A 16,370-nucleotide genomic window follows, 5' to 3' on the forward strand; every position below is an offset into this window, starting at 1 on the left:
CCAAAACTTCAACTGGTATACAGCTAAAGGTTTGGATGTCCTTTAAGGAGGTAATCCGAAATTCTGGCTGCAGGATATGTTAATTTCCCAATGCCTGCTTTTCGGAAAAACCCCCTTTTAAATTTGAGATATGCCCAACTTTTTAAGGGCAAATCTAACGTTTTTTTATAAGATGATGTGCTTTATGTAATGGCACTTTTCACCTTTCTTTTTTTATTACTATGGGAGCGCAGAGGGTCACGACTACCCTGACCTTTAGAGACTGTCCGACAATTCAATTTCAGGGCAAACATCTACAAAAAAAGGTATTTAAAGCCTTTAAATCAAAATAGAATAACTTCGGTTATTACTGGGGGTAATTTTCTGGCAGCTTGTTTAGCCTGGGGGCAGTTCACATGTCCTATCCTGATTCTCTGTACGGTTTTCTTTAATTTTCATTCTATCTTTTTATACTTGCCAAATTCTCTTTTTGATGGTTTTGGTTGCCTGCATCCTACTTTTGGTAGGTCTACATTACATTTTGGGATTGCTTAATGATGACGTTTTTCCTCTCTTATTTAAATATGAATTTGGTCTGAAGCTGGTTCACATATGCCCCAAATCTCACGATAAATATAAACAATGAACCATGTTCTGTATCAGGAATAATATGCTTTCCAGCAAAAACACTATCAATAAAAATATTATGAAAACAGTAGATTACATGCCGAAAGTAGGCTGATAATAAACTATTATAAAAATTTATTTAAACACAAAGGCTTTTATCCTTTGTAGAATTCTCTTCTTGGGGTGAGAAGGAGCCCGATTTATTCAAAAGAAAACGCCGTTTAAATAAATTGAAAGTTAACGGCGAGAATTCTTATCTATCTCCCGTTCTCGAATTCATGATTATTTCCGAATTAAAGGTGTTTCTATGAATCTAAATTATTGTGCCCTTATTATAAGAATAAAGTTAACGCTGAGAATAAATTTAAAATCTCCATACTTTCTCTTTGCAATTAAAGGTGTTTTTGATGATAATAAACCAATTCGCTCCGGTTATCGAAAAACAATCAATATCCATGCTAAAACCTGAGTCGGATAATCAATGGCGGTCAAAAGGATTTATATGTCAAACATTAATTCGTGATCTGAATCGAGGCTACGAAAGAGATTTTCGCGCGACTATATCATAAGCTCCTTTAATTAAAAACGGAAAAAGAGATAGTTCTTTTTAAGGTGGTATGATGTCATATCAAAAATTTGCAAGGGATGTTGGCTTTATTGGGATTGTTCAGATACTTACAAGCCTTAGTACCTTCTTTTTACTTCCCATTATTACAAAAACCCTTGGAGCATATGATTACGGACTCTGGGCACAGATCAATATTACAGTATCTTTAATCTCTTCTCTTGCACTGATGGGGCTTTCGATGAGTTTCGTCAGATTTTTATCTTCCGAAACCGATACGAAAATAATAAGGGAAGCAGTATACTCAATCCTTTTTTTTGTTGCAGTATCAGGTTGTCTGGCTTCATTCGTGTTATACGTATTTGCAGAACCACTTGCAACTTTCGGTTTTAATGACCCTGAAGCAACCTACTTTGTTCAGGCAGGTTCCCTTTTAATTCTACTGAACGTAATTGAGTCTATATCCCTTTTTTATTTCAGAGTTTTCAGGCAAATTAAAAAATTTTCTTACTTTACTCTTGTTGAAACCTTTGGAAAACTGTTACTTATACTGTTTTTCCTTAAAATGGGGTACGGGCTTCTTGGAGTAATAACCGCTACTTTAATGGTTCAGGGTCTGATTTTTTTAATCACCCTTATTACCATAGTTTCACAGATAGGGTTTGTTATCCCGCGGTTCACTTACATCAGAGAGTACCTGCAGTTTTCTCTGCCGTTAACTCCAAACGCACTTATCAGATGGGTTACGGAATCAAGTGACAGATATATGGTTACTTATTTTCTAGGCCTTGGCAGTGTAGGTGTCTATTCTGCAGCGTGTTCAATCGGGAACCTTATCCAGCTTTTTGTAAGCCCTCTTCAGCTTATTCTCCTTCCCGAGCTTTCAAAGCTGTTTGATGAGAATAAGATGGATGAGGTAAGAATCTACATGTCTCATTCTCTGAGGTACTTCCTTATTATCTCCATCCCCGCAGTTTTTGGACTTTCAGCTCTTGCAAAGCCTTTGCTTGGGGTCCTTACCACTCAAGATTTCATTTCTGGCTGGTTTGTAATCCCTATTATTGCTTTTGCAGGGCTTCTGGCAGGAATATTTCAGATTTTTGTCAATACAATATTCCTTATAAAAGAAACGAAGTCTACTACCTATCTTAATATCATTGCTGCTGTCTCAAACGTTCTAATCAATCTTATTCTCATACCGTCAGTCGGCATTATCGGTGCTGCTATTTCAACTCTTGTTTCCTACTTTTTGATGGCTATGCTGTGCATGCGCATGTCCCTTAAACATTTTAAACTTGATTTTTATTTTATGGACATTGCAAAAAGTATTTTGTCATCAATGGCTATGTACTTCTTTGTTTCCAGCTTCGCCATCTCAGGTATACTTGAGCTTTTCGAAGCAATGGGGGCAGGCACGTTTATTTATGTGGTTGTGATGTTGCTGGTGGGCGGCTTTACTGACCATGAAATGTCTTTAATAAAAAGATATTTATTCAGGTCAAAGGTGAGCCCAAACAGCAAATAATCTGTCCTGTATTCTCGGTATCGAGTAAATATGGATTAGCTGGTTAGTCTCAGCTTTTGAATAACTCATCAGCCTGTTATTCCCAGTACTCGCAGGAACTTTTTGATAGCTCCGCTCACTATATCCGTGCTGTCCTTTAAAAATGGCTTTATATCTTTTCTATCAAATACAGCAAAATGGGTTTCATCTGACTCTATAATATTCTTTAAAAAAGTCCTGAGGTATTTCTTCTGCATTATCAGATTTTTTATTTCATGTTTCATATAGAGAAAATGGATATTCTTGTTTTTCACCTGCACCTGGGGGCTTACTTTTTTTCCCAGTGCATCCATGTACTGGGAGTACTGCAGGTTAACCCCGGATAGGTTACCTACCCTATGCCACATCATTGAACGAAGGTTTATCTCCATAAGCTTGTATTTTTTGTCCCTGCAATCGTATTTAAACTCAGGTTGTGCGATTCCTTTTATATCCATACTATTCAGGAGGGTTCTTCCCTGTACGAGCACTTCTTCAGGTGCCTCATTTGAAGCGGCTGAAAATACTCCGAAATTATCAGGGTATTGAGATAATTTTTTTCCGGTCCATTCGTTAAGGGTCCTTCCTTTCTGGTCTCTGTACCCTACATAAGCATATATACAGTTCCCATTTCCCGGAATTATTTCTGAAGCCAGGAACTTGATTCCAGTATCCAGATAATTTTCGATTTCCTTCTGTACTTTCTTCATATCTTCAGTATTATCTATCTTCAGGTTTCTGAAGACCTTTCTTCTCAGGTCTTCCCTTTTGTTTGGCTTCAGGAGAACAGGAAACTGGATAGTTTTGATATTTTCCAGATCATCTTTTTTCTGAAGAAGTATTGTTTTAGGATATGGAACACCAAGCTTTTCACAGTAAGAGTACTGGATATATTTGTCCAGGCAGGTTAGCAGGTTTTCAGGATTAAAGGGCAAAAAACAGAAGGAATGGATTTCAGGATAAATGGTATGCAAATTTTCAAGCTGCAGGTCATTAGTGGGAAATACAATTATTTTTTCATACTCCTGATGGAGCTTTTCAATCTCTCTGCGCAGGCTATCCGGGGTATTATCAATAAGCACAAACTTCTTTATTTTATTACTGTATGAGGCAAGTTCTCTGAAACACCCGAAAAGAACTATTTCTTCTATCTTTTTCTCGTACAACTCCTTAATTATCGAATATCCGTTGACGTATCCCCCCAGAACAAGCGCACAGTCATTTTTCTTCATATCACATACACCTTTAATTCTGAGTTGGGAACTTTGAAGTCCTCCCCGCTTTTCAGTGTTAACTTTCAACTTATTTAAATACTGTAGTTAACAATGTTAACCTTGCGTTTATCTGGCTCTTTTTCTTCAAATTGAACCAGTTCTATCCTGTTTTCTCGGAATCTATAACTTTGTACCCTCAATTGCGGTTACAGACTCGGAATAAGGTATTAAGGCGACGAGAATCGGAAAAGTTAGCTATCCTTTGAAATTTGAGGTTTAATTGTATGTACTGAGGTTTCATGTGGACCGCCCGCTAAATCTAAAGATTTAACAGGCTTCCTGTTTCACAGATTACCTTCGGAATCTCCACATGCTTGAAATAGGGTAGTTTCTGCCTTATTGTGTCTTATACCCCCGGGTTAAAGACCAATGAGTTTTACGCTTCTTCCTATAAATTCTCAGTTTCCTGAAAGCAGTTCCCTGGCCGTTTCTCGTACACTGCGCTCCGATGTATAGGCCGGTCTCCATCCCATAGCTTTTAATTTCTCAATCCCGAGTCTCATCCTTGGTACATCGCCTTTCCAGCCTCTGCTCCCTCCGGTATATGTGAAATCTACGTCAGAAAGCCCCATCTCTTCCACAATGACTTTTCCTATCCCTGTAGCACTGATAGTGTCTTCGGATCCGATATTGAAGATATTTACTTCTTCTTTGCTTTTCTCTATTGCAAAAAGGATCGCATGAACACATTCCGATACATGGAGGTAGGATTTTTCCTGCTTTCCGTCCCCGAGAATCTCGAGTCCGCAGGGATTTTCCTTCAGTTTCCTTATGAAATCTACAGTAATTCCATGAGTGCTGCGGGGTCCGACGATGTTTGCGAACCTGAAGATCCAGGCCTGCATATCAAAGGTATGGGAATATGAAGTAATGAGGGCTTCACAGGCGAGTTTGGAGGCACCATAAAGGGATATGGGGATAAGGGGGCCGTAACTTTCGGGTGTGGGCATAACACTTGCTTCCCCGTAGACTGTGGATGTTGAAGTAAATACAATCTTTTTAACACCGTTTTTCCTCATTGCTTCCAGCAGGTTATAGGTGGCCAGGATGTTCTGGTCGAAATGGACTTTCGTATCTGAAGCCCCCAGCTTGACATCCGGGTTTGCAGCCACATGGAAGACGAAGTCGATACCTTTACAGGCGCTTTCGATTGCTTCCTGGTCGAGCAGGTCTCCTTTCATCAGGGTGAACTCAGGATTTTCAAGGTGGTGCTCTATAAATTCCATCTGCCCGGAACTCAGGTTGTCAAAAACAAGGACTCTGTTTCCTTTTTCCATCAGACGGTCTACAAGGTTGCTTCCTATGAAGCCAGCTCCGCCTGTTACCAGTATTTTCTTTTTTAGGGACATAAGAAATCTTCCACTAATCTCCCTTTAACTTATAAATATCTTTATTTATGTTTGTCCAGAGCAAACATTTTTCCTTTCTCTACTTCCCCTTCCATGATACAAAAGGCAAGTGTAAGCTCACTCAAGCGCTCTTCTAAAAAATAAATAAAAATGGGAGTACTGCCTGACAGCACTCCACTATCCTTCTTAACCCACTCTCAAATTCTTCTTCATTGGTCATCGATTAAGAAATTTTCTTGTCTGAAGGCTATCGATTTTGTACCCGAAGTCTGCATCACATTTTGCCCTATTTACCTGAAATCGATGCTCTGCTCCACCCCCAACTCGGCTAAATTTTTAAATAACTGTTGTATAAATGGATGCAATTATCATGATTCCGAACTTAACCGAAGACTCATGAACCTCTCCCAGGAGAGGGAAAAATTAATGATAATTGTAGTGCAAGGTAAACAACACATATCTGAAATTGCTCAAATGAAATTTTTCCCTTCTTCTGGAGTGTCCATCTTGAAAGTAAAAAAAGCAGTTATCCCGGCAGCAGGTCTCGGAACCCGTTTCCTGCCTGCCACCAAGTCCATGCCAAAGGAAATGCTCCCAATCATCGATACGCCCGTCATCCAGTATGTCGTGGAGGAGGCCATAGCCTCGGGGATCGAGGATATAATTATCATCACGGGAAGAGGCAAGAGGGCCATTGAAGACTACTTCGACGATTCCCCTGAACTGGAGATGCACCTTGCGAAAAAACACCAGACCGACATGCTGAAGCTGGTGAGGAACATCTCCTCCCTTGTGGATATCCACTACATCCGCCAGAAAGAGCCAAATGGTCTGGGAGATGCGGTTCTAAGGGCAGAAAACCATATCGGAGATGAGCCTTTTGCAGTGCTTCTCGGAGACGATATCATAGTCAACGACAAACCCTGCACTGCCCAGCTTATCGAGAACTTTGAAAAATACGGACGGTCAACCATCGCAGTCGAAGAGGTGCCTTACGAAAAACTGAGCAGCTACGGGATTATAAAGGGCAAGCCTATTGATGATTCCCTGTACGTGCTTGAGGATATTGTGGAAAAACCCTCTCCTGAAGCTGCTCCTTCCAATGTAGGGGCAATCGGACGCTATGTCTTTACTCCTGAAATTTTTGACTGTATAAAGGAAGCTGGAACCGGTGTAGGAAGTGAGATCCAGCTCACGGACGGCATCAGGCTCCTGAACAGGTCTCAGATGATCTACGCCTGCAGGTTCAAAGGAAAAAGGTTTGACACCGGAGACCGGCTTGGGTATGTAAAGTCCATAGTGGATTTTGCCCTTAAGAATGAAAGCCTTAGAGATGATGTACTTGAGTACCTGCGCGAAATCCTGGCAGTTGAAAAGGTTCCGACAGAAAAGAAAAAGTAAAGATAATAACAATCCAGATAATAATAGAAGCATCAAGTAAGATCTATTTAAAAAAAGATAGTCAAAAGACTATCTAATAAATAGGTAATAAATGGGGGCGATAATTTCTGCTGATTTTCACCAGCAGAGTCCCTCATAATCCACATTTTTCGCTTTAATTACCCGCCTTCCGTCAATAACTATCTTTCCTTTCATGCCCTGGAATTCGGAATCGAGATTCTTGAATTCCTCCCATTCAGTCATCACAAGACAGGCATCTGCATCTTTAAGGGCATCTGAGGCCTTATCAAGGTATTCGATTGTGGGAAAGACGCGCTTCATGTTGTCTGTTGCCATCGGGTCATAAGCCGAAACTCTGGCTCCAAGCCTGAGGAGTTCAGCAATCACAGGAATTGCTCTGGATTCTCTTATGTCATCTGTTTCATTTTTGAAGGCAAGTCCAAGGACTGCGATCTTTTTGCCTGCTGGGTCCCCGATTTTCATCTGGAGAATTTCAGTCATAAGAATGGGCTGCCTTTCATTTACAGCTATCACGGACTCAAGGAGCACAGGAGCGTATCCTATTGCTTTTGCTTTTCCTATAAGCGCTTTTACGTCCTTCGGGAAACATGATCCCCCAAAGCCTGCTCCGGAATTTAAAAACTTTGAAGAAATCCTAAAGTCCTTCCCTACAGCTTCCATGACCTCATAGGTATCAATCCCCAGCTTTTTGCAAATATTTCCTATTTCGTTGGCAAAGGAGATCTTGGTTGCAAGCAGGGAGTTATTCGCATATTTGATCATTTCCGCGGTTGCCGGACTTGTACGCGTGATCTCACATTCAAAGGTCCTGTAGAGTTCGGAAACCAGATCTCCTGAGCGTCTGTCGATCGCCCCAACAACTATTTTGTCAGGGTGCATGAAATCCTGGACGGCTTTTCCTTCCCTGAGGAATTCTGGATTCATTGCGACACCGAAATCTTTTCCGGCTGTCTTTCCTGATGCTTCTTCAAGGACCGGGAGGACAAATTTTTCTGTCGTTTCGGGTACTACTGTGCTTTTTACTACAACTACATGGTAGCCTTCTTTCTTTGCCAGGGCTGCACCGATACTTTCTGCTGCTGCCCGGACAATTGAAAGGTCTATACTCCCATCTTCGGCTGAAGGTGTTCCTACACAGATAAAGGAAATATCCGTTTCATTGACCGCAAATTCATAATCAGTAGTTGCTATGAGTTTTTTTCCTGCATATTTTTGCAAAAGCTCTCCGAGCCCCTCTTCATAGATGGGGGGAATGCCTGCGTTTATCTGCTCCGTTTTTTTCCTGTCAATATCTACACAGATGATTTCGTGTCCGACCTCTGCAAAACAGGCTGCAGTGACTGAACCCACATACCCTGAACCTATAACCGAAACTTTCATAATCTGAACCTCTTTCTCGGGAATTGAAGAGGTAATCGATCCCAATTCTTATTTATTTTTTGATAGGCTGTATCTCTTTGCAATTCCTGGTTTTTGAAGGTTCTCGTTTTCAGGCTTTCATATACTTATCTTTTTCGTACCGGTTTGAATATTTATATAGTTTGACAGTTTATAGGTTTCTATAGTTAGAATTTAGTACATGTTCTTACAATACCGTTAATGATAAGTTGGGGGATTTATAGTGCTTTCAATGCTGATCCTGGGTACCGAAAATCTTGCTCTGGGAAATCATTTTCCCGGTTCAGGCATCTGTTTTGTTTACACGGACTTTGGAGTTCCTGAATTTTACAGGATAACGGTTCTGGGACTAATCGTTCTTGTGGGGATGAAGGAAATGCTTCTGGTTTCCCTGAAAGAAGACTCTTTTTCAATAGATTCTATTGATATGGGGATATACCCTCTGTTGATATGTTTTGTTACCAATTTCCTCTTTGCATGCTTGGAAATGATTTTTACAGGGTTAACCCCCTAAACACTTTAATTTTTTTACGTTTTAGGGATTTTCTTCGTTCTTCCGGAGGTGGTCGTCCCGCTGAAATATTACCGAGTAATAATAGGTTATAATAGGTTATAATAGGTTATTTTTTTTCGTTTGTGAAGCTAAAAAAATTGGAATTATCCGTGGGTTTTAATTTATACTTATCTTAGTTCAGTATCTTAGTTTCCATAACTATTTATTCCTGAACTATTTATCTTCTAAGCATAATAGTATTTGTTAGTGATCCTATCAGTATCAAATATTTAAGTTCAAGGAGGCGCTGTAATTGGGTGGGCTATAGCCGGGGGGCCGGGTTGCCATCATCCTGTTGTCAGCTCAGGGGAAATCTAAGGGACTTTAAATCAAATCAAGGTTCGGAAAAAAGGAACTTAAGAAGAACCAGGGTTCAACTGACTGCTTCTCTAATAGATGAAGTAGAATGACTTCCTGATTTATCTAAAGCATCTTGCCTTATCTGTTTCCGGATTTGGCATTTAAATTCGTTTCTTACTTTCCTTTATACCGTTGCCTTCTCGTAAGAAAAACTGTCCTTTTCCTCAATTAATGGAATTATGATTGGGGGATCAGTTCGGGAGTGAAAATCTTGAGGGTCATTGTTGATATAGGGCATCCAGCCCACGTTCATTTTTTTAAAAACACTATTTGGAATCTTGAAAAAAAAGGACACCAGGTTATGGTTGTCTCAAGGGATAAAGATGTTGTAATAGAGTTATTAGATGCCTATAAAATCCCGCATAAAGTTTTAAGTAAGGTCAAACAGGGTAAGATTCACCTGTTTGAAGAGTTGTTCATAAGAGAGTCTAAACTTTATAATATAGCCCGCCAGTTTAATCCAGACCTCATTATGGGCATTCTTTCCCCTCCTGTTGCCCATGTTGCGTGGGCACTGGGGAAAAAATCCATAATTTTTAATGACACTGAACATGCAGTAATAGCCCAGAAAGTTACCTATCCTTTCTGTGATGTTATATGCACGCCCACATCCTTTAAAAAAGATGCAGGAAAAAAGCAGATCAAGTACAGCGGCTATCATGAATTGGCATATCTTCATCCAGCTTATTTCTCCCCGAATCCTGAGGTTTTACGGGAACTCGGTATGGAGGTAGGCGAACCGTTCGTAATTCTGCGCTTTATTTCATGGGGTGCACACCATGATGTGGGACAGCATGGAATCGATAATAAGATCGCACTTATTAAAGAACTCGAAAAATTCGGTAAGGTTTTCATTTCTTCAGAAGGAAAACTGGCAGAAGAATTTGACCGATACAGAATCCGGATACCCTCCGAAAAAATCCATGACCTTCTTTATTATGCTACACTCTGTGTGGGTGAGGGAGCAACCATGGCTGTTGAAAGCGCAATTCTTGGAACTCCGGCTATCTATGTTTCCTCCCTTGCGGGAACGATGGGAAACTTTTCGGAACTCGAGGAGAAATACGGTTTGCTCTTCAATTACAGTGATTCGGAATCTGCCCTGAAAAAGGCTGTGGAACTTCTTAAGGACCCTGAACTCAAGAAGACCTGGGGCCTTAAGAGAGCTACTCTACTCAGGGATAAAATTAACGTAACCGAATTCATGGTAGAACTCATAGAGGGCCTTCCTGGTAAAAAGTCCGGAGGTTCCGTATCTGCGGTTTCGGATGAGAGCTATGCATGATTTACTAAAGCAAAACGCAAAAATCTGGGACATTTTTTCCCGAAAAGAAGAGTATTTATCCGAAAAGCTCGATGAGCACGGGCGTTTTCTTTTTGCTGAGAAAGACCTCAGAAACGCCTCTGAGCCTGAGGCATCCAGATACCTGGTAGAGCACGGGATGAAAGTTGAATTTCCGGAAAACAAAACCTTTGCTGTATGTTTGACTCATGACATGGATGATATTTATCCTCCTCTTTCCCACAGCCTTCTGTCCTCAGCCCACTGCCTGAAAGATCTGGATTTCCGGAGTTTGGCAGCTCAGTTCCTCTGGAAATCCCGAGGGCCTGAGCACTCGCCTTATCTTAACTTTTCAGAAATCATGGATCTAGAGGCCGGTTTTGGGGCAAAGTCCTCATTTTACTTCATTGCTAGCAGAGAGGACCCCAAAAGGTTCAGATATGATATAGAGGATGTAGAAAGCTATCTGGGAGAAATTTCCGATAGAGGGTGGGAAGCTGGTCTGCATGGTGGATATTATTCATATAACAACCTTGAAGCGCTAAAAAGTGAAAAAAAAAGGCTGGAAAACGTTTTGGGTAAAAAAGTCCTCGGTTTCCGCAACCATTATCTCAGGTTCAAAACTCCGGAAACCTGGGAACTGCTGGCAGATGCCGGTTTTAGCTATGATTCAACTTTCGGATACAGTGATTCAGTTGGCTTCAGGAACGGCATGTGCCACCCTTTCAGACCATATAATCTGAATGAAGACCGGGAGATAGGCATCCTGGAAATCCCGCTTACTGTAATGGATGTAGCTCTTTTCAAAGATTCCAGATCTTTTGAGGAAGCCTGGAGATGCACAAAGGACCTGATAGATACAACAGCAAGGTTCAATGGGGTCATTACCCTGCTGTGGCATAACTTCGTTTTCGGGTGCAGTTTCAGAAAAGACTGGATCAAACTCTATAAAATGGCTCTGCAGTACTGCTCTGAAAAAGGGGCATGGATGACAAGCGGAGAAGAGATTTACAGGTGGTGGGAGAATGAATTCTGATTCTAATGGGAAGTATCTGCTGATTACACCTGCAAGGAATGAAGAGGAAAACCTTCCTGATGTTTCTAAGTCTGTAACAGGGCAGAAAGTAACACCTGCACTATGGATCATAGTGGATGATGGGAGTACGGATGAGACTCCCCGCATTCTCGAAGGGCTGAAGGCAAGATACTCCTGGATTCAGAGCATAAGGCTCCCTCCAAGGCCAAGAGATATAACCTTTCACTATAGCTACGTCTGCAAACAGGGATTTGATCATGCACTGGATTACTGCAGGGAAAATGGCATTGAGTATGATTACATAGGTCTTCTTGACGCCGATACCGTACTCGATGAAAACTATTTTATAAAGTTACTGGGCGAATTTGAAAAAGATTCATCTCTTGGGATTGCAAGTGGAGGGGTTTACTATGACGTTGGTGGCAAACTTTCACGAGAAGTCTCAGATAAAAATCTGCCCCGCGGCACAGGAAGGCTCTGGAGAAAATCCTGTTTCCTCGAGACTGAAGGTTATCTGGTAGAACCATCTCCTGATTCCATTTCCAATATTAAAGCCCTTCTTCGGGGCTGGCAACTCAGGCAGTACGCAGATGTAGTTGAAATCCAGAAACGAAAGACGAGTGCAGGGGAGGGACTCTGGAAAGGATATGTAAAAAATGGCTGGATGGCTTATTATGTGGATAAAAATTTGCCTGTGGTTCTGTTAAATACGCTTTATTATACTCTGAAGTCTCCCTATTACACAGGAATTGCATACCTCTATGGATACCTCAATTCAACCCTTAAGAGGGAGAAAAAGATCAAGGACATGGAAATAAGGGCTTACTACAGAAGTTTAAACATCAGGCTGTTGTTTTCCAGAATCTCGGGGGCTTTAAGCCGTAACTCTACAGATGCCCAGCAGGGAGAACGGTGAACATTTTAAAATATTTTATAAGAGTTATGTATTGAAGGTGATAGTATGAAGATGCTCTTTCTGGATATAGTATGGCCCCTTTACCTGGCTGATGGTTCGCTTATCCACAGGCATGAGCTTGTAAGCAACCTGGCGAAGCTGGGCAATGAAATCCATATCTTCACTACCGATAGTTCTACTCTTTCTAACCTGGACAATATCCGCTGCCATTATATATGTCCTGGAAGCCTTCTGACCCTCACACTCAACTATTTCCGGAGCTCTGCAGGTCTGGTCGGTTCCGAAACTTTTGATGTGCTGTATACCAGAAATCCTAATTTCGGTTTTCTTGCCGGGTTCTTTTGCAAAAGCAGATGCAAAACTCTGGTTTATGAATTAAATGGAATCCCGGAGGATGAAAGCAGCCTTATCAAATCCAGGTGCAGTGAGGAGAAGTCTTTGAAAGAGGAACAAATGGTAAATTTATCCCGGTATTTTTCTTCTGCAAAAGCCAGTTTAAAGGTTTCGGTTCTGAAAAAAGCTCTTGGGTTTTCAGATAAGGTAATCGCAGTAACTCCAGGAATAAAAGCGAATCTTGAGAGTTCTTACAACATTCCAGGAGAAAAAATAACTGTGGTATCCAACGGAGCAAACACTTCCCTGTTCAAACCTCTTGAGCAGGAGGCCTGCAGGAAAGAGCTTGGTCTGGACGCGGAAACTCCTTATATATGTTTTGTGGGAAACCTTGCTCCCTGGCAGGGGGTAGAATATCTGGTAAAGGCAGCTTCTTCAATACTTTCCAGGTCTCCTGAGTGCCGTTTTCTTATTGTCGGCGATGGAGTTATGAAAGAGGAGTTGCTCAACCTCTCAAAGGAGCTCGGGGTTGCAGACAGGTTTGTTTTTACAGGTGTGGTTTCCTATGACCGCGTGCCTGTGTACATCAATGCAAGTGATATCTGCGCTGCTCCCTTTATCCTGGCCAGAAACGCAAAAATAGGGCTCTCCCCTCTGAAACTATATGAGTATATGGCTTGCGGAAAGCCAGTTGTTGCGAGTGCGATCAGCGGGGTTGATGATGTCCTTAAGGCTTCAGAAGGAGGAATTCCTGTCCCTCCAGAAAACCCGGAAGCCCTTGCAGACGCTATCTCAAAGCTACTTGATAATCGGGAATTGAGGGCGAAACTGGGCTCAAAAGGTTTAAGTCATGTTACTGAAAATTACAGCTGGTACAGTGTTGCGAAACAGGTAGACGGGGTCTGCAAATCGGGACTCAAAGGCTGAACGCCCGGAATCCGTCTTTCTTATGTTATTATAACTTGTCAAAAATACAAATTATTGTCTTTCACACGGGGCTTAAAATGGACGAAATTGAAGTCAGAGAATTATTACAGTCTGAATATAATGACTGGGATCTGCTTGTGGAAAAAGCTCAACCCGGTACGCTCTTTCACACAAGTGACTGGCTGGGAATCTGCAGAGATGTCCTTTCCAGAGACTTAAAGATTTATGGTTGTTTCAGAAACGGTGAGCTTGTGGGCGGATGTCCCATTTTCATTAAGAACATCAAAGGGATGCTGAAAGTAGCATCTTCGACCTGTAATATGACTGATTATTGCGGCCCCCTTATAAAAGAGGGAGCCAGCTCTAAAGCTAGCAAACGTATGCAGGACACACACGAGATCCTTGAAGCTCTTAGAGAATTCCTCTGCAATCAGGGATTCGACAGCATTACCCTTACACTTGCTCCCGGGCTTGAAGACGTAAGACCTTTTACCTGGAAAGGATGGGAGTCGAGTGTGCATTATACTCATCATCTCGACCTTAAAGAAAATGTAGATAGTAATCTTTCGAGGAAAATCCGGAGAGAACTTAAGAGCGCAGAGGAAGCAGGGCTTAAAACGAGAGTCTCAAACGACCCTGAAACTTATTATCGCCTGCTTTCCCTTGTCTATGATAAACAAAATCTGGAACCTCCTGTGCCAAAGGAATTCTTTGAAAGGGTATTTAAGTTGATCCGGGAGAAAGATGTTGGCTATATGTTTGTCTCAGAGACTCTCGAAGGAGAAGTAATTGCGTCTCATCTGAACCTGTATGGTAAAAAATGCACGGTTACCTGGTCTTCAGCCCTTAATCCTGAATTCGGTAGAATGGGTCCAAATGCGCTTCTATATTATAATGAGTTTCTCGACCTGAAGTCCAGAAATTTTGAATATATGAATGTAATGGCAGCAAACATCCCACGATTTACGGACTTTATTATGGGATTTTCCCCGAAGATTGTTCCTTATTATAGAGTAACCCTGCGCAGCAAAAAATATTCCCTTATGAGGTTATTATACCAGGCTACGCATGAAGAATCAGAATGATTGGAGAAGCAGGAGAATTTTATTCTTGCTTTAAGGAATATTTTCCTCACTGAAAAGAATAATTCCTTACCGAAAGCCGGAATAAGCTAGAAAACCGAAATCAGGATATTTTTCCTGAAATCGTAATTTAATCATTTTTTTTCCTGGAAGGAGATTTAATCTCCTTCTCAGGTCCTATTTCTTACGTTCACAAGAAAAGTTGAGAACATTTTCCTGAATATAGGATCGTCGTGAAGGGTTATTGCGTAATAGATAACTGTTATGATGACGGCTGCAAATATTATTACGTAAAAGCTTGAGGAAATCATCTCTATTAGAATTAACGGGATCGAAACAACGAGGCCGATTGTCGTATATTTTATAAGGATTTCTATGCTTTCTTTCTTGCTAATTCCTGCAAGGCCCAGCAGGTATGCATTGTTCCATAACCAGAACACAATCCCTGTAAAGCTGTACAGGGCAAGAGCGAACTCAGGGGTTCCATAAGTTCCTCCAATGACCAGGGCTACTATCCTTGAGATCAGGAGAATTATACTGAAGGTAAGCCAGACGGTCTGTTTCTCAAATACATTATAGAGAGTTGATATCGGTGAAGAAAGAAAGACCAGGAAGATCCAGGGCACAAGAATTTTTACATATGTGCCTGCAATGCCCCATTCCTCTCCGAAAGCAAATGTGAAGATCTGCTCTCCGAGAATCATCAGGAGTATCATAGGGAAGATTCCTATCGATATCAGCTTTTTATAAACCTCCCCAACTATAACCGTCATATCTCCTTTTCCGTTCCCGTTCTTAACCTCGCTTACTTTCTGGAAAAAAACCTGTCCTATAGCGCTGCCTACAATTCCCATTGGAAGGTTTACAACCTGATTTGCAAGTGAAAAATGCCCTACAACTGATGTACTGTAAAAGTATGCGAGCAAAAAAGCAGGGACCTGTGGAGAAATAGTGTTTGCGATCGATGACCAGGAACTGAATAACGGAAATTTTTTGTATTGAATGGCCATTTCTTTCATTCTTTTTAATGAGATCTTTTTGAATACCTGAATATCTTTTTTAATGCCCTTGAGCATGACAAGGTCTGCAAATGCATATCCTGCAATAAATCCGCCAACCAGGCCTAATGGGGTAACACTCCATTTCGCAAATCCTATTTGAAATGCCTTTGATGTTAAGGTGTTCGAAACTCTGGACCCTGCAATGACTCCAAACCGGGTTTTTCTTGAAAGCCAGTAATTTTGCACAAAAAACATACCGTTGAGGAATATTATTAGCGGAAGGAGAGGCAAATACCTTGAAATCCCCGGGGTATTGAAAAGATTAATATTATCCGGAATAAACAAAACCACTATGCCTGTCAGTAAGGATATGAAAGTTACCAGTACGGTGCATACAGAGGCAACATTTGCAGCATCCTCCTCTGTTTTTGGCAGCATGATCGCAAATTGATACGAAAAAGTAGAAACTATTACAAGTATGCCTGAGATTGACAGGAAAAGCTGAAAAATCCCAAAATCATCTGGGTTATAAATTCTTGTGATTATGGGTATAAGAAGTATACTCAGAAACTGTGCAGTAACACTTCCGGATATAAGCTTTAGTACGTTAGTGATAAAGTTCGACATGGGGTTTCCAACTTCTAAATATATTAATTCAGTTTCTCCGTAGATAGGGGGTTTCACTCAGGTGATTTATATAATAGTTTCCGATGAATTTTTATT

The 16,370-nt window shown here is 41.1% G+C and carries 12 protein-coding genes; 8 read left to right on the forward strand and 4 right to left on the reverse strand.

All coding sequences use genetic code 11. The annotated features are described in order from the left end of the window. Positions 1-1,223 precede the first annotated feature (1,223 nt). The gene (locus EO98_RS13885) at positions 1,224-2,696 is read left to right on the forward strand and encodes a flippase (protein WP_048137727.1); all 1,473 of its coding nucleotides are present in this window, start codon (positions 1,224-1,226) and stop codon (positions 2,694-2,696) included. 68 nt (positions 2,697-2,764) lie between these two features. Here the strand turns inward: EO98_RS13885 and EO98_RS13890 are convergent, their stop codons facing one another. After that, positions 2,765-3,946: a hypothetical protein gene (locus EO98_RS13890; protein WP_048137729.1), complete on the reverse strand. Its 1,182-nt coding sequence runs from the start codon at positions 3,944-3,946 to the stop codon at positions 2,765-2,767. A 440-nt stretch (positions 3,947-4,386) separates the two neighbouring features. Next, a complete protein-coding gene (locus tag EO98_RS13895) occupies positions 4,387-5,337 on the reverse strand; it encodes an NAD-dependent epimerase/dehydratase family protein (protein WP_048137731.1) in 951 nt (316 codons plus the stop codon). 507 nt (positions 5,338-5,844) lie between these two features. Between EO98_RS13895 and galU the strand changes: the two genes are divergently transcribed. After that, the gene (galU, locus tag EO98_RS13900) at positions 5,845-6,738 is read left to right on the forward strand and encodes a UTP--glucose-1-phosphate uridylyltransferase GalU (RefSeq protein ID WP_156161144.1); all 894 of its coding nucleotides are present in this window, start codon (positions 5,845-5,847) and stop codon (positions 6,736-6,738) included. A gap of 117 nt (positions 6,739-6,855) precedes the next feature. On the opposite strand, the gene EO98_RS13905 is transcribed toward galU, so the two are convergent. Then, the gene (locus EO98_RS13905) at positions 6,856-8,139 is read right to left on the reverse strand and encodes a UDP-glucose/GDP-mannose dehydrogenase family protein (RefSeq protein ID WP_048137733.1); all 1,284 of its coding nucleotides are present in this window, start codon (positions 8,137-8,139) and stop codon (positions 6,856-6,858) included. Between the two features lie 250 nt (positions 8,140-8,389). On the opposite strand from EO98_RS13905, the gene EO98_RS13910 reads away from it, so the two are divergent. From EO98_RS13910 to EO98_RS13935, 6 genes are all read left to right on the forward strand, one after another. Beyond that, positions 8,390-8,671: a hypothetical protein gene (locus tag EO98_RS13910; RefSeq protein WP_235282906.1), complete on the forward strand. Its 282-nt coding sequence runs from the start codon at positions 8,390-8,392 to the stop codon at positions 8,669-8,671. 610 nt (positions 8,672-9,281) lie between these two features. Next, positions 9,282-10,355 (forward strand): DUF354 domain-containing protein, encoded by a 1,074-nt coding sequence (locus EO98_RS13915; RefSeq protein WP_048137735.1) that lies wholly within the window; start codon positions 9,282-9,284, stop codon positions 10,353-10,355. After that, positions 10,339-11,388, forward strand: a complete 1,050-nt coding sequence (locus tag EO98_RS13920) for a polysaccharide deacetylase family protein (RefSeq protein WP_082098625.1) — start codon at positions 10,339-10,341, stop codon at positions 11,386-11,388. Before EO98_RS13915 ends, EO98_RS13920 begins: the two co-directional genes overlap by 17 nt. Beyond that, positions 11,378-12,304 carry a glycosyltransferase family 2 protein gene (locus EO98_RS13925; protein ID WP_048137740.1) on the forward strand — a complete coding sequence of 309 codons (927 nt, stop codon included), beginning with the start codon at positions 11,378-11,380 and terminating at the stop codon, positions 12,302-12,304. Before EO98_RS13920 ends, EO98_RS13925 begins: the two co-directional genes overlap by 11 nt. 45 nt (positions 12,305-12,349) lie before the next feature. Then, complete coding sequence (locus EO98_RS13930) at positions 12,350-13,564, forward strand: glycosyltransferase family 4 protein (protein ID WP_048137742.1); 1,215 nt, start codon at positions 12,350-12,352, stop codon at positions 13,562-13,564. A 77-nt stretch (positions 13,565-13,641) separates the two neighbouring features. Next, positions 13,642-14,649, forward strand: coding sequence for a GNAT family N-acetyltransferase (locus tag EO98_RS13935; RefSeq protein WP_048137744.1), 1,008 nt, complete (start codon positions 13,642-13,644; stop codon positions 14,647-14,649). A 167-nt stretch (positions 14,650-14,816) separates the two neighbouring features. Here the strand turns inward: EO98_RS13935 and EO98_RS13940 are convergent, their stop codons facing one another. Continuing rightward, positions 14,817-16,274 carry a lipopolysaccharide biosynthesis protein gene (locus EO98_RS13940; RefSeq protein WP_048137746.1) on the reverse strand — a complete coding sequence of 486 codons (1,458 nt, stop codon included), beginning with the start codon at positions 16,272-16,274 and terminating at the stop codon, positions 14,817-14,819. Positions 16,275-16,370: the final 96 nt, after the last annotated feature.

Source organism: Methanosarcina sp. 2.H.T.1A.6 (assembly GCF_000979455.1).
Lineage (GTDB): Archaea > Halobacteriota > Methanosarcinia > Methanosarcinales > Methanosarcinaceae > Methanosarcina.

Coding starts and splice junctions, on each gene's coding strand:
- EO98_RS13885 (WP_048137727.1), top strand. CDS start 1,224: ATGATGTCATATCAAAAATTTGCAAGGGATGTTGGCTTTATTGGGATT.
- EO98_RS13890 (WP_048137729.1), bottom strand. CDS start 3,946: ATGAAGAAAAATGACTGTGCGCTTGTTCTGGGGGGATACGTCAACGGA.
- EO98_RS13895 (WP_048137731.1), bottom strand. CDS start 5,337: ATGTCCCTAAAAAAGAAAATACTGGTAACAGGCGGAGCTGGCTTCATA.
- EO98_RS13905 (WP_048137733.1), bottom strand. CDS start 8,139: ATGAAAGTTTCGGTTATAGGTTCAGGGTATGTGGGTTCAGTCACTGCA.
- EO98_RS13910 (WP_235282906.1), top strand. CDS start 8,390: ATGCTGATCCTGGGTACCGAAAATCTTGCTCTGGGAAATCATTTTCCC.
- EO98_RS13920 (WP_082098625.1), top strand. CDS start 10,339: ATGAGAGCTATGCATGATTTACTAAAGCAAAACGCAAAAATCTGGGAC.
- EO98_RS13925 (WP_048137740.1), top strand. CDS start 11,378: ATGAATTCTGATTCTAATGGGAAGTATCTGCTGATTACACCTGCAAGG.
- EO98_RS13930 (WP_048137742.1), top strand. CDS start 12,350: ATGAAGATGCTCTTTCTGGATATAGTATGGCCCCTTTACCTGGCTGAT.
- EO98_RS13935 (WP_048137744.1), top strand. CDS start 13,642: ATGGACGAAATTGAAGTCAGAGAATTATTACAGTCTGAATATAATGAC.
- EO98_RS13940 (WP_048137746.1), bottom strand. CDS start 16,274: ATGTCGAACTTTATCACTAACGTACTAAAGCTTATATCCGGAAGTGTT.